Annotated in this window: 26 protein-coding genes; 9 read left to right on the top strand and 17 right to left on the bottom strand. The window is 57.2% G+C overall.

The genetic code is table 11. From position 1 onward, the window contains the following. Positions 1-33: 33 nt before the first annotated feature. The 4 genes from ACR0DL_RS19440 to ACR0DL_RS19425 all read right to left on the bottom strand — a co-directional run bounded on the left by ACR0DL_RS19440 (position 34) and on the right by ACR0DL_RS19425 (position 4,762). On the bottom strand, positions 34-2,712 hold the full coding sequence (locus ACR0DL_RS19440; protein WP_170379196.1) for a sensor histidine kinase: 2,679 nt from the start codon (positions 2,710-2,712) through the stop codon (positions 34-36). Then, the gene (locus ACR0DL_RS19435; protein ID WP_170351332.1) at positions 2,712-3,014 is read right to left on the bottom strand and encodes a hypothetical protein; all 303 of its coding nucleotides are present in this window, start codon (positions 3,012-3,014) and stop codon (positions 2,712-2,714) included. Before ACR0DL_RS19435 ends, ACR0DL_RS19440 begins: the two co-directional genes overlap by 1 nt. Then, a complete protein-coding gene (locus tag ACR0DL_RS19430) occupies positions 3,011-3,391 on the bottom strand; it encodes a response regulator transcription factor (protein WP_170379195.1) in 381 nt (126 codons plus the stop codon). Before ACR0DL_RS19430 ends, ACR0DL_RS19435 begins: the two co-directional genes overlap by 4 nt. Positions 3,392-3,466: 75 nt before the next feature. After that, positions 3,467-4,762 carry a helix-turn-helix transcriptional regulator gene (locus ACR0DL_RS19425; protein WP_170379193.1) on the bottom strand — a complete coding sequence of 432 codons (1,296 nt, stop codon included), beginning with the start codon at positions 4,760-4,762 and terminating at the stop codon, positions 3,467-3,469. Between the two features lie 206 nt (positions 4,763-4,968). Here ACR0DL_RS19425 and ACR0DL_RS19420 point away from each other — a divergent pair, with 206 nt between their 5' ends. From ACR0DL_RS19420 to aat, 4 genes are all read left to right on the top strand, one after another. Beyond that, on the top strand, positions 4,969-5,505 hold the full coding sequence (locus ACR0DL_RS19420; RefSeq protein ID WP_170351335.1) for a LuxR C-terminal-related transcriptional regulator: 537 nt from the start codon (positions 4,969-4,971) through the stop codon (positions 5,503-5,505). A 151-nt stretch (positions 5,506-5,656) separates the two neighbouring features. Further along, positions 5,657-6,160, top strand: a complete 504-nt coding sequence (gene accB / locus ACR0DL_RS19415; protein ID WP_480690838.1) for an acetyl-CoA carboxylase biotin carboxyl carrier protein — start codon at positions 5,657-5,659, stop codon at positions 6,158-6,160. A gap of 9 nt (positions 6,161-6,169) precedes the next feature. Beyond that, positions 6,170-7,519: an acetyl-CoA carboxylase biotin carboxylase subunit gene (gene accC / locus ACR0DL_RS19410; RefSeq protein ID WP_170351337.1), complete on the top strand. Its 1,350-nt coding sequence runs from the start codon at positions 6,170-6,172 to the stop codon at positions 7,517-7,519. A gap of 48 nt (positions 7,520-7,567) precedes the next feature. Beyond that, the gene (aat, locus tag ACR0DL_RS19405; protein WP_170379189.1) at positions 7,568-8,200 is read left to right on the top strand and encodes a leucyl/phenylalanyl-tRNA--protein transferase; all 633 of its coding nucleotides are present in this window, start codon (positions 7,568-7,570) and stop codon (positions 8,198-8,200) included. On the opposite strand, the gene ACR0DL_RS19400 is transcribed toward aat, so the two are convergent. The 6 genes from ACR0DL_RS19400 to ACR0DL_RS19375 form a co-directional block, all read right to left on the bottom strand. After that, entirely contained in the window at positions 8,155-8,523 is a 369-nt protein-coding gene (locus ACR0DL_RS19400) for a DUF2155 domain-containing protein (RefSeq protein WP_480649098.1), read from the bottom strand. The genes aat and ACR0DL_RS19400 overlap by 46 nt on opposite strands. Beyond that, positions 8,520-8,972 carry an outer membrane lipid asymmetry maintenance protein MlaD gene (gene mlaD / locus ACR0DL_RS19395; protein ID WP_480690836.1) on the bottom strand — a complete coding sequence of 151 codons (453 nt, stop codon included), beginning with the start codon at positions 8,970-8,972 and terminating at the stop codon, positions 8,520-8,522. Before mlaD ends, ACR0DL_RS19400 begins: the two co-directional genes overlap by 4 nt. Positions 8,973-8,984: 12 nt before the next feature. Continuing rightward, positions 8,985-9,368 (bottom strand): NADH:ubiquinone oxidoreductase subunit NDUFA12, encoded by a 384-nt coding sequence (locus ACR0DL_RS19390; protein WP_480690834.1) that lies wholly within the window; start codon positions 9,366-9,368, stop codon positions 8,985-8,987. A gap of 79 nt (positions 9,369-9,447) precedes the next feature. Further along, positions 9,448-9,810 carry a RidA family protein gene (locus ACR0DL_RS19385; RefSeq protein WP_480690832.1) on the bottom strand — a complete coding sequence of 121 codons (363 nt, stop codon included), beginning with the start codon at positions 9,808-9,810 and terminating at the stop codon, positions 9,448-9,450. 62 nt (positions 9,811-9,872) lie between these two features. After that, a complete protein-coding gene (gene clpX / locus ACR0DL_RS19380) occupies positions 9,873-11,138 on the bottom strand; it encodes an ATP-dependent Clp protease ATP-binding subunit ClpX (protein WP_170351343.1) in 1,266 nt (421 codons plus the stop codon). A 134-nt stretch (positions 11,139-11,272) separates the two neighbouring features. Beyond that, entirely contained in the window at positions 11,273-11,905 is a 633-nt protein-coding gene (locus ACR0DL_RS19375; protein WP_058282412.1) for an ATP-dependent Clp protease proteolytic subunit, read from the bottom strand. A 310-nt stretch (positions 11,906-12,215) separates the two neighbouring features. Here ACR0DL_RS19375 and ACR0DL_RS19370 point away from each other — a divergent pair, with 310 nt between their 5' ends. Continuing rightward, the gene (locus ACR0DL_RS19370; RefSeq protein WP_170351344.1) at positions 12,216-12,557 is read left to right on the top strand and encodes an ArsR/SmtB family transcription factor; all 342 of its coding nucleotides are present in this window, start codon (positions 12,216-12,218) and stop codon (positions 12,555-12,557) included. A gap of 12 nt (positions 12,558-12,569) precedes the next feature. Here the strand turns inward: ACR0DL_RS19370 and ACR0DL_RS19365 are convergent, their stop codons facing one another. Next, positions 12,570-13,622, bottom strand: a complete 1,053-nt coding sequence (locus ACR0DL_RS19365) for a zinc ABC transporter substrate-binding protein (protein ID WP_170362561.1) — start codon at positions 13,620-13,622, stop codon at positions 12,570-12,572. Between the two features lie 95 nt (positions 13,623-13,717). Between ACR0DL_RS19365 and ACR0DL_RS19360 the strand changes: the two genes are divergently transcribed. The 4 genes from ACR0DL_RS19360 to ACR0DL_RS19345 all read left to right on the top strand — a co-directional run bounded on the left by ACR0DL_RS19360 (position 13,718) and on the right by ACR0DL_RS19345 (position 15,950). Continuing rightward, positions 13,718-14,197 (top strand): Fur family transcriptional regulator, encoded by a 480-nt coding sequence (locus ACR0DL_RS19360; protein ID WP_170362560.1) that lies wholly within the window; start codon positions 13,718-13,720, stop codon positions 14,195-14,197. A gap of 26 nt (positions 14,198-14,223) precedes the next feature. After that, entirely contained in the window at positions 14,224-14,943 is a 720-nt protein-coding gene (locus ACR0DL_RS19355) for an ATP-binding cassette domain-containing protein (RefSeq protein ID WP_254438811.1), read from the top strand. After that, positions 14,943-15,737 (top strand): metal ABC transporter permease, encoded by a 795-nt coding sequence (locus tag ACR0DL_RS19350; RefSeq protein ID WP_170398827.1) that lies wholly within the window; start codon positions 14,943-14,945, stop codon positions 15,735-15,737. Before ACR0DL_RS19355 ends, ACR0DL_RS19350 begins: the two co-directional genes overlap by 1 nt. Before the next feature lie 75 nt (positions 15,738-15,812). After that, a complete protein-coding gene (locus tag ACR0DL_RS19345) occupies positions 15,813-15,950 on the top strand; it encodes an entericidin A/B family lipoprotein (protein ID WP_082643663.1) in 138 nt (45 codons plus the stop codon). 1,108 nt (positions 15,951-17,058) lie between these two features. Here ACR0DL_RS19345 and ACR0DL_RS19340 read toward each other — a convergent pair. The 6 genes from ACR0DL_RS19340 to ACR0DL_RS19315 form a co-directional block, all read right to left on the bottom strand. Next, a complete protein-coding gene (locus ACR0DL_RS19340) occupies positions 17,059-17,508 on the bottom strand; it encodes a hypothetical protein (RefSeq protein WP_170351349.1) in 450 nt (149 codons plus the stop codon). Positions 17,509-17,686: 178 nt separating this feature from the next. Then, positions 17,687-18,172 carry a hypothetical protein gene (locus ACR0DL_RS19335; protein WP_480690830.1) on the bottom strand — a complete coding sequence of 162 codons (486 nt, stop codon included), beginning with the start codon at positions 18,170-18,172 and terminating at the stop codon, positions 17,687-17,689. Positions 18,173-18,303: 131 nt separating this feature from the next. Next, a complete protein-coding gene (locus ACR0DL_RS19330) occupies positions 18,304-18,483 on the bottom strand; it encodes a CTP synthetase (RefSeq protein WP_170362555.1) in 180 nt (59 codons plus the stop codon). A gap of 99 nt (positions 18,484-18,582) precedes the next feature. Continuing rightward, complete coding sequence (locus tag ACR0DL_RS19325; RefSeq protein ID WP_480690828.1) at positions 18,583-18,903, bottom strand: hypothetical protein; 321 nt, start codon at positions 18,901-18,903, stop codon at positions 18,583-18,585. 160 nt (positions 18,904-19,063) lie between these two features. Continuing rightward, positions 19,064-19,306 carry a hypothetical protein gene (locus tag ACR0DL_RS19320; protein WP_480690826.1) on the bottom strand — a complete coding sequence of 81 codons (243 nt, stop codon included), beginning with the start codon at positions 19,304-19,306 and terminating at the stop codon, positions 19,064-19,066. A gap of 350 nt (positions 19,307-19,656) precedes the next feature. Further along, entirely contained in the window at positions 19,657-20,289 is a 633-nt protein-coding gene (locus ACR0DL_RS19315) for a hypothetical protein (protein WP_480690824.1), read from the bottom strand. Between the last annotated feature and the right edge of the window lie 19 nt (positions 20,290-20,308).

Raw genomic sequence — 20,308 nt, 5'->3', positions numbered from 1 at the left:
CCGGTGCTGGTTACGAATGTCTTTACAAGCACATCACTGCGCGGCCTGCCGATAGGCCAGTGGCAACCGAACACGGAAGGCCGCCCCGCCCTGACCGGGCAGATAGGTGATTTCACCGCCCAGGCGCTGCATAATCTCGCGGCAGATCGCCAAACCCAACCCGGCACCCCCGGCCTTGTCGACGCCAACACGGGCGAATTTTTCGAACACCATCGAGCGGGCCTCGGGCGGGATGCCACTGCCGTTATCGGCAAAATCAATCACAACTTGCCCGCCAACATCATGGGCCGAGATAGTCAGTTCGGGCTCGTCGGCATCGCAATATTTCTGAGCATTGGAAATCAAATTGATGAACACCTGCCCCAGCCGATCCAGATCGGTTAACAGCGGGATACGCTCGGACGCTTTCGCGCGTTTGACGGTCAGTGTTTGCCCGGTTCCGGCCAATGCACTGGACACCGCCCGATCCAGAACCGAGCGAAGCGTATCCCCGCCCACGTTCAGGCTAACCTGTCCGCTTTCCAGCACGCTAAGATCAAGTAGGTCATCCAACAATCGCGTCAGGCGCAAAGCTTCGTCATGAATGATCGCGGCATAGCGCGTCTGTTCTTCGGGGCTCAGCCCGTCGGTGTCACGCATGATCTCGGAAAACGCGCGGATCGAGGTCATGGGTGTGCGCAACTCATGGCTGACCTGGCTGAGGAAACTATCCTTCTGTTCCGAGATTTGCGTGAGCTTGGTGTTTGCCTCGCGCAATTGCCGCGCGGTGCGGGACAGCTCGGCGGATTTGACCTCCAGTTGGCTGGAATATTCCAGCAACTGCGCGGATTCGTCGGCCACCGCCAACAGGTCTTCGACCGAAACGGATGATCCCCCGACGATCTGGCCAATCATCGCATGCGCTGTGGCCGCACCGACAGAGCCGCTGAGTTCCCGTTCCAGACGTTCCAGAAAGGCGGGCGTGGGTTCCGGCAGGCTAGAGCGACCACCCTGCTGTTCTGCCTCGGCATGAAAGAAGTCTTGCGCCGGGCCCGCCCCCAATATCCGCTGGGTCATGATCATCAAATCTTCGCTCTGGGCCACCGATCCCGTCCAGCCGCGCGGCGCGACCGAATGGTCGAAAACGTTAACGAATTGCGCCCCTTGCAGGCGTTCCAAAGGGCTGGGAACGCTTAGCAACGATGCAACACAGAACGCCACCGTATTCAGGGACAGTGACCACATTACGGTGTGTACCATCGGGTCCATACCTTCGATCCCAAACAGGGCCTGCGGGCGCAGCCAACCCCACCCGAAGGGCCCGTTTAGAACGACCGTTTCGGGTATCAACGCCCCACTCATCCCCGGCAACAGCAGTGTGTATATCCAAAGCAGGAAACCTACCGTCAGTCCCACCAGCGCGCCGGTCCGCGTAGCACCGCGCCAGAACAGACCGCCGACTAGTGCGGGCAGGATCTGGGAAATCCCGGCAAAGGCCACCAATCCGATTGACGCCAAAGCCGCGCCGCCACCGGACAGGCGGTAGTAAAAGAAACCCAGCGCCATGATGACAGCGATCGACACCCGCCGTGCCATCAGAACGACATTCCGAACGTCACCCGAAACCGAGCCGGACCCTTCCTGCGTGCTAAGCCAGATCGGCATGACCAAATGGTTTGACACCATGGTCGACAGCGCCATTGCGGTAACGATGACCATCGATGTGGCCGAAGAGAAGCCGCCGATAAAGGACAACATCGCCAACCAATCATTGCCCTGAGACAAGGGTACAGTCAGGACAAACAGATCGGGATTTGACCCTTCGGGCATCAGGTCCAGACCAACGACCGCGATCGGCACCACAAAAAGGCTCATCAACAGCAGATACAGCGGAAAGGCCCAGGCAGCGGTCCTCAGGTGCCCTTCATCCGCGTTTTCAACCACCATCACCTGAAACATACGCGGCAGGCAGATAAAAGCCGCGGCAGAGAGGAAAATAAACGTTGTCCAGCGCCCCGCATCCACATTCCACTGACCGATCTCAGAGGCGTCGATCCGGTCCATCATCGGCCCCACGCCCCCCGCAACGCCCCAGACCACAAAGGCACCAACCGCCAAAAGCGCGAACAGCTTGACCACGGATTCCAATGCGATGGCCGTCACTACTCCGTGGTGCCGTTCATTGGCATCCAGGTTCCGGGTCCCAAACAGGATCGCAAAGATGGCCAACCCTGCAGCAACCCAGAAAACACTGGCACCTTCGCGATACAGGCCCGAGGGGTCAGCCTCGGCAAAGATAGAAAACGACAGGGTAATGGATTGCAGTTGCAACGCGATGTAGGGGGTTCCGCCCAGCACAGCCAGAATGGTCACACAGATCGCCAGCGTATTGGATTTGCCATAGCGTGAAGAAATCAGGTCAGCGATCGAGGTCACTCGCTGACTGCGCCCGACCCGCACCAGTTTGCGCAGTCCCCACCACCAACCGACCATCACCAGCGTTGGCCCCAGGTAAATGGTTACAAACTCTAACCCCGACCGCGCGGCGTTGCCCACGGCGCCATAAAACGTCCAAGCCGTACAATAGATCGACAGCGACAGTGTGTAGATCAGTGGAGAACGCAGCCAAGCCCCCCGCCCGGCCGCCGCCATCCGATCCGCGGCAAAAGCGACCCCGAACAGCAGAACAACATAGGCAAGGCAGACCAGAATAAGGACGTTCAGCGTGGCCATCAATCCGTCTCGGGCTCGGAATCGTCCGGAATGGCCATACGCCGGGCAGCAAAGCCAAACACTAGGCTGGCAACAATCAAGCCCGCCCAGCAGGCAAAGATGTAAAAGATCGCTGAGGACAGAGGCACCCCTTCCGGCGCGCCCGGCTCATCTGGCCACAGCAACGGAATGGCCAGCAGCGCCGCCCCCAAAAACGGCAACAGGCGCGCGGCGTCTGACAGCCTGCGGCGGCGATAGCTCTGTCGCTCCAGAAACAGCGAAGGCCGAACCCCCGAGGGCGGCCGGTCTTCGCCGGTGCTCATGACTGTGTCGCCTGCGCATGCAGGTCGCGCACTGCCGTCAGCATCTCGGTATTGGAAAACGGCTTGGTCATGAAGCGGCTGACACCGGCATTTTCGGCCATTTCGCGATCCCGAGATTGGCCGCGAGCTGTCAGCATCAGAACCGGAAGGCCCTGCATATCTTCAAGCTCACGCAGATCGCGTAGAATCTCCATCCCGCTTTTGCCCGGCAACATCACGTCCAGAATGACCAAATCCGGGCTTGCCCCCTGAATGACCTGCAACGCGTCCGCGCCTTCGGCATGGGTTTCCACCTGCCAACCCTCACGCGTCAGTAGAAACCGAATGGCCTCGGCGATGTTGGGCTCATCCTCAATTAACAGAACCTTACGGCTCATTATCTGTCCTCCCCGTGACGGGCTACAAACTGGCAGACCCGTCTCCGACAGCTTACGCGCAGTGTCAGGAAACTGTCAAAAACCTTCGCTCAGAATTGACGGTTCGCGCCGCGACTTGCAGTCGCTGTGCGGGCAGACCCTGCAACTGGGCCCAACCCGGGCCACAGCCTGTTCGTCATGCGCCACGTCTTCGACCGAGCGTACCAGCATCACCGAGCGATAAACTGGCCCCTCGTCGTACCCGGAAACGGATTGCGGCCAGGCATAGGCATAACAGTCGAAGACAGCGGCCGTCCGACCAAGTTGTACAATGCGTTGCCGAATGGGCACCAAGGGCCGGTTCAGGGCCTGAAACAACGGCCACAGGGGGCAGGCTTCGCCAAAACGCGGCATAGCAAAGCCGGGGACGGATTTGTTGAACAGAATGCTGCCGGATGCGTCACACACCACCAGACCCGTCGGGCGGCCCAGATACCCGTCCGGCAGGGCCGCCAACCGACGCAGCACCGTCGCAAGATCCACCGAAAACCGGGACGCCAATTGCAGTGGGTTCAACGCAGATTCTGCCAAAGCCGCTTGCACATCCTCTAGCGGCATGGCCCGGGCATCTGCAGCATAGATGTCAAGAAAGTCTCGTGTCAGGGATTTGGCTGTCGCCGAATCCAGATCGCTCAGATCAATTTCAGCGCCGGGCCCACCCTGTTCGATCTGCGGGAAATGATGCCCGTTGGCGTCGAAAAACGCCTCGACATCCTCCAGCGGAACGCCCCGATGATCCCCGGCGGAATCGCTTTCATCAAGGTAAGCCACAAGCGATTTCGAGCTATCCGCCAAGCGTTCCGCATCCTGATGCAGGTTGCTGTGGAACCGGTCCCGCCATTCGGGTTCGATTTCCTGCGTGTCTGCCAGAATAGCCGCGGTTGAACGAATCGCAGCAGCGGTTGACAGGACCTCGTGCATGGACGCCGCCAGATGGGGATCGTGAGTCAACCTGTCGGATAACGTTTCGACTGTGCGCTCCAACGACACCACACGCCGATGCATCTGGGCCAGTACACCCGCCCATCCAGGGAACCGGCCCGCGAATTCTTCTAACCCGTCCAGTTCAGCCTGTTGACCAACGGCATCAGCCGCCGCCTCGCGTAGCGCGGCAATCAATGTGGCTTCGATCCCCTGTGTCAGCACCGAAGGTTCCACCGCCAGCACCGTCGCTATATTGACCAGCAACTTGCCACCGATCCGGCGGCGGTTGTGTTCGATAAGATTAAGGTAAGATGCCGATATCCCGACCCGCCGCGCCAGCTCAGCCTGGCGCATCCCGGCGATCTGACGCCTTTCCCGAATGCGACTGCCTGTCAGCGTATCGCGCATACCCTTACCCCTATCTTATACGAACTTATTAAGTCATTTCTTGAGGATGTTTTCAAAACTTGTTGTTCTTTTCTATTAGTTATGCGCAAATTTTCAAAACCACTTTACAAATTTAACACACCTGCACGCCGCATCGTTCACCAGCCATGGTCAGAATCTGCGTACAGCCCCTTCTCATTTCACCCAATTCCCGGCACGATAGCTGGATGAGCGACCCCGCCTTTGAATATGCGCCAATCGGGTTAGTCGAATTGGAAAACCGGATTATCCGGCGCTGCAACCTGCAGTTCGCCCGCACCTTTGGCGGCGAGGTTGCGGATTATCGAAACATGCCTCTGTTGCATCTGTACCCCTCGGTCGCCGATTGGGAGCGCATAGGCGCACGCAGCCTGCAGGTGATGCGCGACACCGGGTATTACACGGATGAGCGGGTCATGCGGAGGCGCAACAGCGATCTGTTCTGGTGCCGTGCCCGCGGGCGCTCGTTAACACCGGACGATCCGTTCCGACATGGCATCTGGAGCTTTTCCGACATCTCGGAAGAACGTCCCCTGGTCGAACTGACTGTTCGCGAGCGTGAGGTTGCCATCATGTCTTGCCGTGGCCTGTCCGCAAAGGAAATCGGGGTTGAATTGGGCCTTAGTTATCGGACGATCGAAGCCTATCGCGCACGTCTGCTTGAGAAATTCGGGGCACGCAAACTACCCGAATTGGTGGCGAAACTTTCAGGAATGCCACTGTAGCCCCTTCCCCCCCGGGAAAACTTGGGTAAAACCCTTATCTGTCAGGCCGAGACTGCGCTTTTCATGGCCGGGCGCTTGGCTTATAACGCTGCGTAATTAGACCAAAGCCCGCAGGAACAGACGGGCCAAAGGGGAACCGTCGAGGACACTCATGACAGACACCAAACACGAAGCGGATGTGGCATTCATCAAGGCACTGGCTGAATTGCTGCGCGAAAACGATCTGACCGAATTGCAGGTCAAACGCGAATATGGCGAAGAAGACAGCCTGAACGTGCGCGTCAGCCGCATGAACCAGGTCGCCGCTGCTCCGGTTCAGGTTGCCGTTCCTGCCGCAGCCCCGGCCGCGCCCGTTGCTGCCGCTGCCGCCGCGTCTGCGGCAGCCGAAGCCCCCGTCGCACAGGAAGATCCGGCCAGCCACCCCGGCGCCGTAACCTCGCCCATGGTCGGCACCGTGTATATGCAAGCTGAACCGGGCGCACCTGCGTTCATTTCGGTCGGCGCGTCGGTGTCCGAAGGCGACACGCTGCTGATCGTCGAAGCGATGAAAACCATGAACCATATCCACGCGCCCAAAGCAGGCACCATCAAGCGTATTCTGGTTGGTGATGGTGACGCTGTAGAATTCGGCACCCCTCTGGTCATCGTTGAGTAGGGCGGGCCCATGTTCGACAAAATCCTGATTGCCAACCGAGGCGAGATCGCCCTGCGCGTCATCCGCGCAGCGCGCGAGATGGGGATTAAGACGGTCGCCGTGCATTCAACCGCTGACAGCGACGCGATGCATGTGCGCATGGCGGACGAATCGGTATGTATCGGCCCTCCGCCCAGCCCGCAGAGCTATCTTTCGATGCCCGCGATCATCTCGGCCTGTGAAATCACCGGCGCACAGGCGATCCACCCCGGTTACGGCTTCCTGTCCGAGAATGCCGAGTTCGTGCAGATCGTCGAAGATCACGGCATCACCTTTATTGGCCCCACCGCGGAACATATCCGCATCATGGGCGACAAGATCACCGCCAAAGACACGATGAAACAACTGGGTGTGCCCTGCGTTCCCGGTTCGGATGGTGGTGTGCCTGACCTGGCAACCGCTAAAAAGATTGGCGAAGATTTCGGCTATCCCGTTATCATCAAGGCCACCGCAGGTGGCGGTGGGCGCGGCATGAAGGTCGCGATGAACGCCGATGAGATGGAAAGCGCATTCATGACCGCACGGGCCGAGGGCAAAGCCGCCTTTGGCAATGACGAGGTCTATATTGAGAAATACCTGACCACGCCGCGCCACATCGAAATTCAGGTGTTTGGCGATGGCAAAGGCAAAGCGGTTCATCTGGGCGAACGCGACTGTTCGCTGCAGCGTCGCCACCAGAAGGTGTTTGAAGAGGCCCCTGGCCCTTGCATCACGCCAGAAGAACGCGCCAAGATCGGCAAGGTCTGTGCCGACGCCGTGGCCAAAATCAACTACATCGGCGCGGGTACCATCGAGTTCCTGTACGAAAACGGTGAGTTCTATTTCATCGAGATGAACACCCGTCTTCAGGTTGAACACCCGGTAACCGAAGGGATCTTTGGCGTCGACCTGGTGCGGGAACAGATCCTCGTGGCTGCCGGTGAAGACATGTCGTTCGGTCAGGACGATCTGGAAATCAATGGCCACGCCATCGAAGTTCGGATCAATGCTGAAAAACTGCCCAACTTCTCACCCTGCCCGGGCAAGATCACGGCCTATCATGCGCCCGGCGGATTGGGCGTGCGGATGGATTCAGCGCTTTATGATGGTTACTCAATCCCGCCCTATTACGACTCTCTGATTGCCAAACTGATCGTACAGGGCCGCGACCGGGCCGAGGCGCTGGCGCGTCTGGAACGCGCATTGGGCGAACTGATCGTGGACGGCATTGATACCACTGTGCCGCTGTTTCACGACCTCCTACAGGAACCCGATATTCACAGCGGCACCTACAACATCCACTGGTTGGAACGCTGGCTTGCTGAGAACATGCCTGACTAACCTACTGGGGGCGAAGGGCTGCAATCCTTCGCCCTTCGAGCATTCCGCATGAGCCTTTCCCCGGAACTCTTACTACACGGCTATTCCATCGGAATTTTTCCGATGGCTGAAAACCGCGACGCACCAGAATTGTTCTGGGTTGATCCCAAGTTCCGCGGAGTCTTTCCCTTGGATGGATTCCACGTCTCGCGCAGTCTGGCACGCCGCATCCGAAATTGCGGGTTCTCTGTCACCATAGATCAGGAATTTACCGGGGTGGTCGACGGCTGCGCAGATCGCGCCGACACCTGGATCAATGCCGAACTTCGCGAGCTGTACATACAAGTTCATCAGTCAGGCTATGCGCATTCTCTGGAAGTTTGGGAAAAGGATCAATTGGTTGGCGGTGTTTACGGCGTTACATTGGGGGCTGCATTCTTTGGGGAAAGCATGTTCTCACGCCGAACAGATGCGTCAAAAATCGCGCTGGCCTATCTGGTGGACCGACTGCGCCAAACCGGGTTTCGGCTGTTTGATACGCAGTTTCTGACAACTCATCTGGCGTCCTTGGGTGCAATCGAAATTCCGCGCTCGCAATACCGTCAGGAATTGGACGAGGCATTGAACGCCAACGCAGATTTTACCACGCCTTTGGTTCAGTCGCCCGAGGGTGTAATACAGCGGATCACCCAGACGTCATAGCGTGCATGATCCAGCGCGTTCAGGGCTGGAGACGTTGCAATCATCCAGCCGTCAAACAATTGATCCGACTTACCTTTTTCCCAGATCGTCAGATAGGCAAACGCATCACCTGTCGGGTTATCGACAGGATAGCGGCAATCCCCCAATGCAACATCCAGACCGAATACCTCTCCGGTCTGACCGTTTTGCATTTCGACATCGACGGTTTGGCCGCTGACTTTGTCCAGGCCCCGCAGGATTGCTCCGGGGGCGGATTGAACCTTTTCCTGAGCTGATGCGCCAGAGGCGACCAGCAGCGCAGCGATCAGGGCGAAACGCCTCATTCGCTGCTATCCCCGGCCACGAATTTGACCAGTAGTGAGATCAGGCTCACCGCGCCTTGGGTATCTTCGACCTGATCGCCCGGCTCGAAATAGAAAGGCGAACCACCGGGCATCACCTCAACGAAATTGCCGCCCAGCAGCCCTTCGGAAGAGATCACGATGGCGCTGTCATCAGGCACCAGAATACCGTCCCGGATCGTGAATGTCGTGTCCGCACGATAGGTGTCTGCGTTTAAGGTAACACCGGTTACCGTGCCAATCTTGACCCCGGCCAGACGTACATCCGTGCCGACACCGACACCTTCCAGCGACCGGAAGGAAGCCCCCAGTTGATACCCTTCACCGCCTTGCGACAGACCGGTGGATTGGCTTGCATAGACGCCGAAGGCAACGGCACAGGCCAATACGACCCCGCCGACAAAAACTTCGGTCACATTATAAGTAGACATTGCTCGCCTCGTTTATTCCGGGCTCCAGGCCTCATAATCTTTGCGCTCGATCGGGTCTTGCCGACGCAGAGATCCCGAGGGTGCATAAGCCAGTGCGGTACCCGTCAGGTTTTCTTGATGGGGCTTTTCCCAGGATTTGTGCTGTAACGGTTTGTCGGTTGGCGGCTCGTCCCAGGTACGGTGCAGCCAACCGTGCCAATCCGGATCGATCCGGCTCGCCTCGGCTTCGCCGTTGAAAATCACCCAGCGCTTACTGTCATCGGCGTTTTGGTAGAACACGTTGCCTTCGTTGTCCTCACCGACCTTGACGCCCTTGCGCGCGGTATAAATCTGCGTGTTCAGAGTGGCCCCGTTCCACCAGGTTACGGCCCGCAATAGCGTGTTCAGGATTCCCATCGGCTGCCTCCGGCATTTCTGTCCCCGCAGATATGGACCAAAGGCACGCCAAGGTCCAGTGTCACAAAGGCTGCACTCACTATTCCGGCAAATAAGCCGTTACTTCGATTTCGATCCGGAATTTCGGATCAATCAAACCGCATTCGATCATGGACGTGGCCGGAGGGTTTTCTCCGAAATACTCTCGCAAAATCGGCCAGCAGGGTTCAAATTCGGCACGGTCCGGCAGCATGTATGTTACGCGAACAACATCAGCAAAGCTGGCCCCAGCCTCGCTCAGGGCTTTTTCAATTGTCACCAGTGCTGCACGACATTGTTGGGTCACATCATCGCCCTGCCCGACCGTCCCAGCCACATGAACCCAGCTACCGGCTACCACCGCACGGCAGTAGCCTATTTTGGCTTCGAATTCTCCGCCCGAGGAGATACGTTTGATCGTCATGATGCCTCCAAAAGAAAACGGCGCGGTCCATGCCGCGCCGTGTTTGCTAATTCGTTTTGAACTTAACCGGCCGAGGCAGATTCCGCCGCGTCCGCGTAGATAATCAGCGGCTGCTTGTCGGACGACACAGCCTCTTCGTTGACCACAACCTCGGTCACGTTTTTCATGCCGGGCAGTTCGAACATCGTATCCAGCAGGATGTCCTCGAGGATCGAGCGCAGCCCGCGCGCGCCGGTCTTACGTTCGATGGCCTTCTTGGCAATCGCCTTCAGCGCGTCGTCGGTAAACGCCAGCTCGGCATCTTCCAGTTCGAACAGGCGCTGATATTGCTTGACCAGAGCGTTCTTGGGCTTGGTCAGAATGGTAACCAGCGCGTCCTCATCCAGATCTTCCAGCGTTGCCAAAACCGGCAGACGACCGACAAATTCCGGGATCAGACCGAATTTCAGCAGATCTTCGGGCTCCAGATCTTTGAAAATTTCGCCCACACCGCGTTCATCATTGTCACGTACGTCAGCACCAAAGCCCATGGCCGAGCCCTTGCCACGTTGCGCGATGATCTTGTCCAGACCCGCAAACGCACCACCGCAAATGAACAGGATATTCGTCGTATCCACCTGCAGGAATTCCTGCTGCGGATGTTTACGACCACCTTGAGGCGGAACACTGGCCACGGTGCCTTCCATCAGTTTCAGCAGCGCCTGCTGAACGCCTTCGCCCGACACATCGCGCGTGATCGAGGGGTTTTCGGACTTGCGTGTGATCTTGTCGACTTCATCGATATATACGATGCCGCGCTGCGCGCGTTCGACATTGTATTCGCTGGCTTGCAGCAGTTTGAGAATGATATTCTCGACATCCTCACCCACGTAACCGGCTTCGGTCAGCGTGGTGGCATCTGCCATGGTGAACGGTACGTCCAGAATCCGAGCCAATGTCTGTGCCAGCAAGGTTTTACCGCAACCGGTTGGGCCGATCAGAAGGATGTTGGATTTCGCCAACTCAATATCGCCACCCGCCTTTTGGGCGTGGTTCAAACGCTTGTAGTGGTTGTGAACCGCAACCGACAGAACCCGTTTGGCCGTCGCCTGACCGATCACATAGTCGTCCAGAACCTCGCAGATATCTTTCGGTGTCGGAACCCCGTCCGAGGACTTCAGACCGCTGGCCTTGGTTTCCTCGCGGATGATGTCCATGCACAGTTCGACGCATTCATCGCAGATAAACACGGTCGGTCCGGCAATCAGCTTGCGCACCTCATGCTGGCTCTTGCCGCAGAAGCTACAGTAGAGCGTGTTCTTGCCGTCACCGCCTGAATTCGTCGCCATGTTCTACCTTTCGGGCTTCGTCCCTGCGGCCCATCCTGAACCGCGCTTGCCACCTGTTGGTGCAGCTTAGGCCAGCACCGAGACGGCTACAATCTCAAAATGCGCCCCCGCACCACCGGCCCGGGGGCTTAAACTCAGGCCTCGTCGCCGTCCATTTTGGCGCGGTTTTCAACGATTTCGTCGATGTGGCCCCAATCTTTCGCCTCTTCCGGGCTCATGAAATTGTCACGATCAAGTGCTTTTTCAACTGCCTTTTTGGTCTGGCCCGTATGACGCACGTATATGTCATAAAGGCGATCCTTCAGTTTCTGTGTCTCGGCTGCGTGAATCATGATGTCGCTGGCCTGACCCTGATACCCGCCGCTGGGCTGGTGGACCATGATGCGGCTGTTGGGCAGCGAGAACCGCATACCTTTTTCGCCCCCAGCCAGCAAAACCGACCCCATCGAGGCCGCCTGACCGATTACCAATGTCGAACATTTCGGCTTGATATACTGCATTGTGTCGTAAATCGACAAACCCGAGGTCACCACTCCACCTGGCGAGTTGATGTAGATCGATATCTCTTTGCTGGGGTTTTCCGCCTCAAGATGCAGCAGCTGAGCCACGACAAGATGGCTCATCCCGTCATGGATCGGGCCGTTGATGAAAATGATCCGCTCTTTCAAAAGGCGCGAGAAAATATCGTAGGCCCGTTCGCCCCGGCTGGTCTGTTCGACCACCATTGGGACGAGCGTATTCATATAGGTATCAACTGGATCGAACATTCTGAACCTGCCTGCTTTGCTATGGATCGGGACATTACCCGAAGAAACGTTACCCGAGTCTTAGTGTCGCCATCGGGGGGCTGCAAGGGGGACCGGATACTTCACCCCCTATCGCCGTGTTTTAAGGCCCAATCCCGCTGTCGCCAAAGTTATCGCGGTGACATCCATCAAATCTCATCGCTGTCACATCACATCATTTTGATCCGTGCATATGGAAATACATGATCATAATATGTAACCAAACATAACGCGTATCGGATCCGCTCAAAACAACACCCACCCCGCTTACGCGTAGAAAAGGAAACAAACGATGGCCCTTCCCCAGCTTTCGCAAAATATGCCTCCCGAGTCGTTCGACAAGATGGTCAACAACGCGACGCGCGCGTCGAATTTTCTGAAAGCCATCAGCCATGAGGGTCGCCTGATGATCCTGTGCCACCTGGTGTCTGGCGAAAAATCCGTGACCGAATTGGAAGAATTGTTATCGGCGCGTCAGGCTGCCGTGTCCCAGCAATTGTCGCGCCTGCGCCTTGAGGGGCTGGTGACGCCCCGCCGCGAGGGCAAGGCGATCTATTACCGTCTGGCGGATGACCGCCCGCGCCGCATGCTGGAACTTGTCTACGACATGTTCTGTGGCGAGGAAAAAGGCTGAACCTTCAGCCTTTTACGATCCGTTGGCACAGGCCTGATAACCGTCGACCAATGCGCGCAGCAAATCCGTATATTGATCTGCGCCAGGGTTAAGGGCCACGCCGATCGGATCCAGATGATAGATTGCGGCGCCCGTTCCCTCAATCGCAGTTTTCACCAAACGAGTGTCGTATTGCGGTTCCGCAAAGGCGCAGACGATCTGATCTTCGGTGACTTTTTCCTGCAGGGCGGCCAGACGCGCGGGTCCCGGCGCCGAGGCGTCGCCCAAGCTGACGGATCCAGAGGTTTCCAAGCCAAAGCGCTTTTCGAAATACTGAAAGGCATCATGGAATGTGATGAAGCTGCGTGCCTGCATGCCGCTTAAGTCAGCAGCTATATCATCCTGCAAGCCAGCCAGTTCGGCATCGGCGGCCTGTGCATTGTCTCGATACTGTTGCGCGTTTTCCGGATCAGCGGTCGCCAGAGATTCCGCGATTACCTGAATCCAAACCCGCGCATTTTCGGGGTCCAACCAGGCATGCGGATCAATTCCGTCATGGTCATGACCGTGATCGTCGTGGCCTGAGTGCCCTTCTTCGTGGTCGTCGTGGCCTTCATGTTTGTCTTCGGCATGATCGTCATGACCATCATGATCGTCGTGGTCGTCATGATCAGAATGGTCGTCATGCTTGGCGTGGTCATCGTGATCATCATGATGATCCTCTTCATGACCCTCTTCGGTAACATCGCGAAAACCGTACAGAACTGTTCCATCTGTATCCAGCAAAGTCACAAGCTGCGCATCCTCGGACAATGCACTCAGCGGCTTGGCCATCCAGGGAGTCAGCTCTTCGCCGACCCAGAACACCACATCCGCCGATTGCAATGCACGCGCCTGAGAAGGCCGCATCGCGTTACTGTGCGGCGAAGCACCCGGCGGGATGATCAGATCTGGCGATCCTACCCCATCCATGACGCGTGCCACCAAGGAATGAACCGGAGCAATATCAGTGGCGACCTTTGGGGCTTCGGCTGCAGCTTGACCTGCCAATCCGGCACCAATTACATAAAGGGAAAAACGGATCATGCGCACTCCAAGATGATATGTTATCACATTCTTTGGGCGCTTGATAAGCCTGGTGTTATAACATATCAAGCAGAAAATACCCGGAGCGCATCACCATGAGTACAGTTGGCTTCAGACAACACGACCACACGCATTGCGTTCACACAGCCCTGGCTCAGGCCGACGCAAAGTGCAAAGCGCAGCGCCTGCAATTCACACCGGTCAGGCGCCGCGTACTTGAGATTCTGCTGGAAAAACATCGGGCAATGGGTGCCTACGACATCCTCAGCGTCCTGTCCGCCGAGGGGATGGGTTCGCAACCGCCCGTGGCTTATCGCGCACTGGATTTTCTGGTGCAGAACGGGTTTGTCCACCGGATCGAACAACTGAACGCCTATACCGCCTGCGCCCACCCGACCCATGACCATATTCCGGCCTTCCTGATCTGCCGATCCTGCAAAGCTGTAGCCGAAACTGAAACCGAGCTGACGCAGGGGCGTTTGGGCGCTGCGGCCAGCACCTCGGGGTTTCGGATCGAGCGGGTTGTGGTCGAAGCCGAAGGTCTGTGCCCCGAATGCATTGGGGATCAACCGTGACAAAAACGCTGATCTCTCTGAAGGACATGTCCATTCGCGTGGATGGCCGAACCATTCTTGAACATGTGAACGCCTCGGTTTCCGAAGGCGAGATTGTCACGATTGTCGGACCAAACGGATCGGGCAAATCGACCCTTCTGCGCGCGATGATTGGTGCGGTCTCTCCTGCCCAAGGCACCGTGCAACGCGCGCCAGGCCTGCGTATCGGTTATGTACCCCAGAAACTGGCGCTTGATGCGGCCCTGCCGATGACAGTCCAGCGGTTTCTAGGTCTTCCCAAGCGCATCTCGGCCCGCGACGCCGTCAATGCATTAGACATTGCCGGAGTCCCCGACCTTCGCAGCAGGCAGATGACGAAACTGTCCGGTGGCCAGTTTCAACGCGTTCTTCTGGCGCGTGCTTTGCTGGAAAATCCGCAACTGCTGCTATTGGACGAGGCGACACAAGGGCTTGATCAACCCGGTGCGGCTGCGTTCTACCAACGGATTGAGCAGGTTCGCCGCGATTTGGGCTGCGCGGTCGTGATGGTCAGCCACGACCTGCATGTGGTCATGGCGGCCTCGGACCGAGTGCTGTGTTTGAACGGACATATATGCTGTGAAGGTTCGCCCAACACTGTCGCTGACGCACCTGAATACCGGGCATTGTTCGGCAGCGGCACCAAGGGAACCATGGCTTTGTATCAACATAAGCACAGCCATTCCCACCATCACGATCACCATCACGCACAGGACAATACCAACTGATGCTGGACGATTTTATGGTACGCGCCGCCCTTGCAGGGGTTGGCGTTGCAATTGCGGCGGCCCCTCTGGGTTGTTTCGTGGTTTGGCGTCGCATGGCTTATCTGGGCGAGGCGACGGCGCATGCCTCGGTTTTGGGGGTTGCGCTGGCGCTTGCGTTTTCGCTGCCCTTCCTGCCTGCTATTGTCGCTGCCGCTTTGGCCATGGGTCTGACCGTGACGCTGCTGCGTGGTAAGGGTTTTGCCATGGACACGTTGCTGGGCGTCATCGCCCATACTGCACTGGCAGCCGGATTGGTCACCGTAGCCTTGTTGGCGGATGTCCGACTGGATCTGAACGCCTTTTTGTTCGGAGACATCCTAGCCGTTACCAAAACCGATTTGACGACAATCTGGGTTGGCGGCACATTGATCCTTGCCCTAATGATCTGGAGGTGGTCGGCCTTGTTGGTGGCCACGCTCAACCCGGACCTGGCCTACGCCTCAGATATCGACCCAAAGCGCGAAGAAATGTGGTTGACCGTTGCCATGGCTCTGGTCGTGGCCGTTGCAATCAAGGTGGTTGGCGTTCTTTTGATCGCAGCCTTGCTGGTAATCCCTGCGGCGGGTGCGCGGTCTTTGGTCAGAACACCCGAAGCCATGGCGTTCTACGCCGCGATCATAGGCTCTGTGGCCGCATTGGGCGGGCTGTGGGGCGCGTATCTGGCCGACACGCCAGCCGGGCCCAGCATCGTTTGTGCGGCGGCTTTGATCTTTGTTGCAACCGCGCTGTTTGGTCCGTTGATCCGCAAGGAATAATACGGGACCCAAAGCTCTGGTTCCGTTCGGGAAAAACTGCTACGCAACACATAACTGACACAAATGGAGACACCGATGACCCGTGCAATTCTGATTGGCCTGGCCCTGTTCACCCTCACCGCTTGTGAAACCGCAAAGGGCGCTGGCAAAGACATCGAGAAAGCAGGCGACGCGATTCAAGGCGCGGCCACGGACGTGCAGGAAAACCTGTAAACCACTCCATTTATTGCTGGCTCGAGGCAGGAACCGCAACATATAGTTGATACCGGCCACGATCCGCAGTAAACTGCGGATCACAGGTGCATAGACGCGGTATTGCATTTCTGACAACACGACGGGGTTCTTGTGTACACACAAGAACCCCGTTCCCTTTTCAAAGGGGATAGAGTGGCAGTCTGTTTCAAGCCAATGTCCGGCAAAAGGAAAAGGCGTCAGGTGCGCAGACGCGGTCCATGCATGCATCCTTGCGGATACTCCTGACGCCTTGCCGGGTCGACACGTCCGAGGAACGTCCCGAGCCAGTTGCCCCGGCCCCCTAAAGGGCCAAAGCCGCTGCGTCGTACCTGCTGGCACCACACAGCACGCGCCGACCTTCTGAGAGGGTAATCGCCTGATCCAAAGTCGAAACCTAGATCAGCCACTTGCCCACCGGTAAATCATTGCAACGAAAAACAAATCCTAAAATCCGCTCTCATCGCTCTGACCCCCTGGCCTTTGCGCCCCGCTCAGGTTCCGAAGAACCGTTGCAGTAATCAGACTGTTACATTCGGACCTGTCTCGAACAAGAAAATAGCACTGCAGCATGAAAATTAGACGGGGATAAGATGTTGATATGTGTCGGGAAGCTTATGTGGATAACTCTGGAAACTTCGAAGTGCCACTGGCTTGGCGGTGGAAAAATAAAATCATCCGACAAAAACGCAATTTTGCAGTCTTTCTGCGAGTGCAAAGGCCATTAATCGGTCAAATTAGTAAAAACCGTGAGATTCTCCGATCCCCAGAGGCAAGTTTCCAAGAATCGATCCCACTTTTCGCAGCGGACATAATGTGAGTTTTGGGTCGAGCGCCATTGCCCACTTTCTGCAATACCGCGCTGAAGGATCGCGAAACCCGGCTGGCCTGTACCGAGGAACGCCGCTTTTGGGCATAGACCAATCCGAGCCCTGTTGCAGGTGGCACCATCACCGCCCGACCCGCCCCCCACCGAGGGGATCATAGTTCCGCTTTTTGAGAAGCGCTCCGACCCGATCAGGATTACCTATTACGTGCTGCAACAAACCGCAGCCAGTACCCCCTACAGACCGATCGGGCCGGAAACGCTTCAGTTCACCTGACGTTCCAGAACGGTGCTGTAAGTCGTTCCGTTACGCAGGCTACGGAAATCCGCATAGATCTTTCCATCTTCGTACCGGGCGTCGATCAACGCGTTTGCGCCGATGATCATGGGCGAGGTTTCGATGATCCCGATACTTCCCGAACCGTCCAGGCTGATGGTGCCAGTGGCCTCATTTTCGTTCCACTCGGCATCGCCTTCACGACGCCATTTGCTGGGACCCCAGAACACGTTGTCTTCCTGAATCTGGACATCCAGCATCCATTCAGCCTGATTGAACCTGGGCTCATCGCCGCGTTGATAATGGCTTGGTGAAACGGTTGTGTACGAGCCCAACCAGGTACCGCGCAGATCCGGCGCGGTATCGGCCAGCGCGGCCGTACCAAGGGTGAGGGTCGTGGCCAGAGCGGCTGCTCCGGCAGTCATGTATCTGGTCATTGGCTCTCTCCTTCTGTCGGGCCGATGCTGGCCTGCTCAACAGATTGGAAGGGCGCGATCCAGTTACAACTTACCTAAGGGAAACTTCATGAATGGTTCATGGACCCCTTAGACATCCACAGCGAACGAGGGCACGTCAAACCCCGCACCCCTGTCGCAAGCCTTTGTAAAGATTGATCTATTCGATTGTGATATTACCTGTGATCGTATTCACGAACTTCTTGGTGTCAGGATCAGTCAGCGACGAAAAACTCCCGCTTCCGGTGGCGCTGGCCCAACTGCCCGAACCTCCCGAGACGGTCCAGTCGCCCGTCAAAGCCCCATCCGCACCAAGGCCCGTAGCTGTCCAGGTCATCACCGCCTTATCGCCCGAGGTGGTATCGAACACACAATTCCCGGTGCCCGAGACCGCAGCCCCGTTGACCAGCAGCGCACCGAAGCACGAACCCGTTGCCCCCTCCAGCGGGTGCCCGGCGGTAACTTCGAAACTGTCATAGTCGGTCTGCGTTTTGACCACGGCGTTCCCGTCCGAGATGCCATAGACCTGGTTCGCGTTCGTCCCCATGCCCTTGGCTGCGGCGTCATAGGTCTCGGCCTGGGCCAAACCTGCGGACAAGCCTAGGGTCAGAACTGTGGCTGCGGTCGTCGTTAAGAATTTGTGCATAATAACCTCTCATTTCTGAGGGTCATGCGTTGCAGGCACCCGAAGAATAAAGCCGCCCAAACGCGGTCCCCCGCGGACACAATAACAGATTGAGATGTGTGCGTCTAAAGCGGGGAACTATGCACCACGGATCAGCTTTCGAGCTTGCGGGCCACCAGATACGAAACCGGGAACGCCGCCACAAACCCCACGACAGCTGCGACCAGAATATGCGTCGCCGACGTGTAACCCATTGCCAAAACCGCAATTACAGCGGACCCGGCAAGGGTGGAACCAAGAAAGATGTGAAGGATCAGCATCAGGGTCAGCATAGGGTGCCTCGTTTTTCCAGTCTGTTTTCGCGCACACTAAAACCAAGCTTGAGGGTGGTCCTTGATCTGGGTCAGAATAAGTGGAAGTTCGAGGCGCGATCAGGCCCATGCCAAGGCCGTGCCGACCAGGACTAGGCCAATCCCGGCGACTTCGCGACCAGAGAAGTTTTCGCCGAACAGGAAGTAAGAGGCGATGGCAATCAGGATGACCTCGGCCCCCAAAATGCCGGTATAGATGATGCCCAACCGCTCCTCACGCAGGGCAGCCAGTTCCAGCGTCGCCCCGGCCAGCAGGGTCGCGACGATCAGCAGGCCGAGGCCCACGCCGGGGAGTTTCCACCAGAACTTCATCGCGATCATAGCCACGGAATAGAGACCCGCCGACCCGAGGGCGATAAGGGGGATCATGGATGTGGACATTTGGACCTCCTGCAGAGGGTTCCGTTGGGTCAAGTGTAGCAGGAGGGTGCGGTTGGGGCTGTGAGGTGGGTCACAGTGGGATCATGGGGGAGAACACTCACTTCACGGGCGATGCCCAATCGCACCGCCCGCTTTGTCAAACCAGACCGGTGACGTGGCGCTAGTTCAGTCCGAGCATGTCCTTGGCCTGAGCCAGTGTCGCGACCGACGCGTCATGGTCGCCTGCATCATGCTGCGCAGCGCCTTCGTCACGCCATGCCTCGACCTGTGCGATCTGTTCGGCGGACAGGTCAGGCCCCGCGGCCAGAGCGGCATCAATGGCGGCAATGTCGGTGGGGCATTGATGGGCAAAGGCGGGCGCGGCGAGCAGGCAGAGGGCCGCGGCCAGAGTCAGATGTTTCATCGATTCATCCTCCCGTTTTTTTGGGTGTGGTGAGAATACCATGAAACGGGTCAGGTCCGGCGGGCGTCAGCGCCCGACGCGGCGGATGGGCGGGGGATGGCTGATGGCGGGACAGTTTCACTTTCGAACGGGCGAAACCCCGGGGCGCAGATGCGCTTGTGGCGATTGATCAGCAGAGATGAGGGCAGCGCCGGCCCGAGGGGTGGCGCAAACGCGCCGCCCCATGGGGGCGGGTCGGCGCGGCCCGGCGATGCCGCCGGACGGTTGGAATTAATAGAGCTTCTTTACCTTCGACTTTCCACGGCAATCGACCATTCATAAACTCACTGAGAAAGTGCACAAAAAGTAATTCAACTTGAACGATCAAGAACCCGTTGAGCGTTAAGTAACGCATCTTTTAGGTCTTCATTGTTTCGAGCCCGCTTGAGTCCAATCAACAGGTTGGCAAGCCGCTCTTCTTCTACGAAAATCACAGAAAACTTGAGCAGCAGCTTAAAGCCTATTTTACCGTCTTTTGCTTCTATGAACTCTTCGCGCTCTTTCAGCCGTTGGTCGTACGCCGATAGCATAGCACCACGAAATTCCTCGACTTGTGCATCTGATATCTCGAACTTTAACTCGTGCGCGAACTTGTTACGAAGTCGGTTCAAGTTTCCTACAGATGAAAAGCTACCTTTAGACAACGCCCCGACTCCGTGTAGGAAAGCAGCTTTGTCAATTGTGGAAACTCTCCTTGTTCTAGAAGTGATCGCATTCGGATTCTCGCAGTACTCTTCCAGTAGCTTGTCGAGTACGTGATCAACGTGAATATGAGAGACGATGACGCATGACCAATCTGGGCATTCGTCAATCAAAGCGTCGAAACTAGACACATCATAAGAACGGTTCTCAAATACAAAATTTGAAATAGTCTCATGATCCGCCTTAAGCATGTCGGACAAAGACGCGTAGTTTAGAAAGGCTTCGATAACTCTCGGATTCAAACTAGATCCTTCTCAAAGG

It is taken from the genome of Ruegeria sp. BB5, from assembly GCF_056539405.1.
Note: the sequence above shows the minus strand (reverse complement) of the source record. Positions and strands in the feature narration are given on the sequence as shown.

Coding starts and splice junctions, on each gene's coding strand:
- ACR0DL_RS19440 (WP_170379196.1), bottom strand. CDS start 2,712: ATGGCCACGCTGAACGTCCTTATTCTGGTCTGCCTTGCCTATGTTGTT.
- ACR0DL_RS19435 (WP_170351332.1), bottom strand. CDS start 3,014: ATGAGCACCGGCGAAGACCGGCCGCCCTCGGGGGTTCGGCCTTCGCTG.
- ACR0DL_RS19430 (WP_170379195.1), bottom strand. CDS start 3,391: ATGAGCCGTAAGGTTCTGTTAATTGAGGATGAGCCCAACATCGCCGAG.
- ACR0DL_RS19425 (WP_170379193.1), bottom strand. CDS start 4,762: ATGCGCGATACGCTGACAGGCAGTCGCATTCGGGAAAGGCGTCAGATC.
- ACR0DL_RS19420 (WP_170351335.1), top strand. CDS start 4,969: ATGAGCGACCCCGCCTTTGAATATGCGCCAATCGGGTTAGTCGAATTG.
- accB (WP_480690838.1), top strand. CDS start 5,657: ATGACAGACACCAAACACGAAGCGGATGTGGCATTCATCAAGGCACTG.
- accC (WP_170351337.1), top strand. CDS start 6,170: ATGTTCGACAAAATCCTGATTGCCAACCGAGGCGAGATCGCCCTGCGC.
- aat (WP_170379189.1), top strand. CDS start 7,568: ATGAGCCTTTCCCCGGAACTCTTACTACACGGCTATTCCATCGGAATT.
- ACR0DL_RS19400 (WP_480649098.1), bottom strand. CDS start 8,523: ATGAGGCGTTTCGCCCTGATCGCTGCGCTGCTGGTCGCCTCTGGCGCA.
- mlaD (WP_480690836.1), bottom strand. CDS start 8,972: ATGTCTACTTATAATGTGACCGAAGTTTTTGTCGGCGGGGTCGTATTG.
- ACR0DL_RS19390 (WP_480690834.1), bottom strand. CDS start 9,368: ATGGGAATCCTGAACACGCTATTGCGGGCCGTAACCTGGTGGAACGGG.
- ACR0DL_RS19385 (WP_480690832.1), bottom strand. CDS start 9,810: ATGACGATCAAACGTATCTCCTCGGGCGGAGAATTCGAAGCCAAAATA.
- clpX (WP_170351343.1), bottom strand. CDS start 11,138: ATGGCGACGAATTCAGGCGGTGACGGCAAGAACACGCTCTACTGTAGC.
- ACR0DL_RS19375 (WP_058282412.1), bottom strand. CDS start 11,905: ATGTTCGATCCAGTTGATACCTATATGAATACGCTCGTCCCAATGGTG.
- ACR0DL_RS19370 (WP_170351344.1), top strand. CDS start 12,216: ATGGCCCTTCCCCAGCTTTCGCAAAATATGCCTCCCGAGTCGTTCGAC.
- ACR0DL_RS19365 (WP_170362561.1), bottom strand. CDS start 13,622: ATGATCCGTTTTTCCCTTTATGTAATTGGTGCCGGATTGGCAGGTCAA.
- ACR0DL_RS19360 (WP_170362560.1), top strand. CDS start 13,718: ATGAGTACAGTTGGCTTCAGACAACACGACCACACGCATTGCGTTCAC.
- ACR0DL_RS19355 (WP_254438811.1), top strand. CDS start 14,224: ATGTCCATTCGCGTGGATGGCCGAACCATTCTTGAACATGTGAACGCC.
- ACR0DL_RS19350 (WP_170398827.1), top strand. CDS start 14,943: ATGCTGGACGATTTTATGGTACGCGCCGCCCTTGCAGGGGTTGGCGTT.
- ACR0DL_RS19345 (WP_082643663.1), top strand. CDS start 15,813: ATGACCCGTGCAATTCTGATTGGCCTGGCCCTGTTCACCCTCACCGCT.
- ACR0DL_RS19340 (WP_170351349.1), bottom strand. CDS start 17,508: ATGACCAGATACATGACTGCCGGAGCAGCCGCTCTGGCCACGACCCTC.
- ACR0DL_RS19335 (WP_480690830.1), bottom strand. CDS start 18,172: ATGCACAAATTCTTAACGACGACCGCAGCCACAGTTCTGACCCTAGGC.
- ACR0DL_RS19330 (WP_170362555.1), bottom strand. CDS start 18,483: ATGCTGACCCTGATGCTGATCCTTCACATCTTTCTTGGTTCCACCCTT.
- ACR0DL_RS19325 (WP_480690828.1), bottom strand. CDS start 18,903: ATGTCCACATCCATGATCCCCCTTATCGCCCTCGGGTCGGCGGGTCTC.
- ACR0DL_RS19320 (WP_480690826.1), bottom strand. CDS start 19,306: ATGAAACATCTGACTCTGGCCGCGGCCCTCTGCCTGCTCGCCGCGCCC.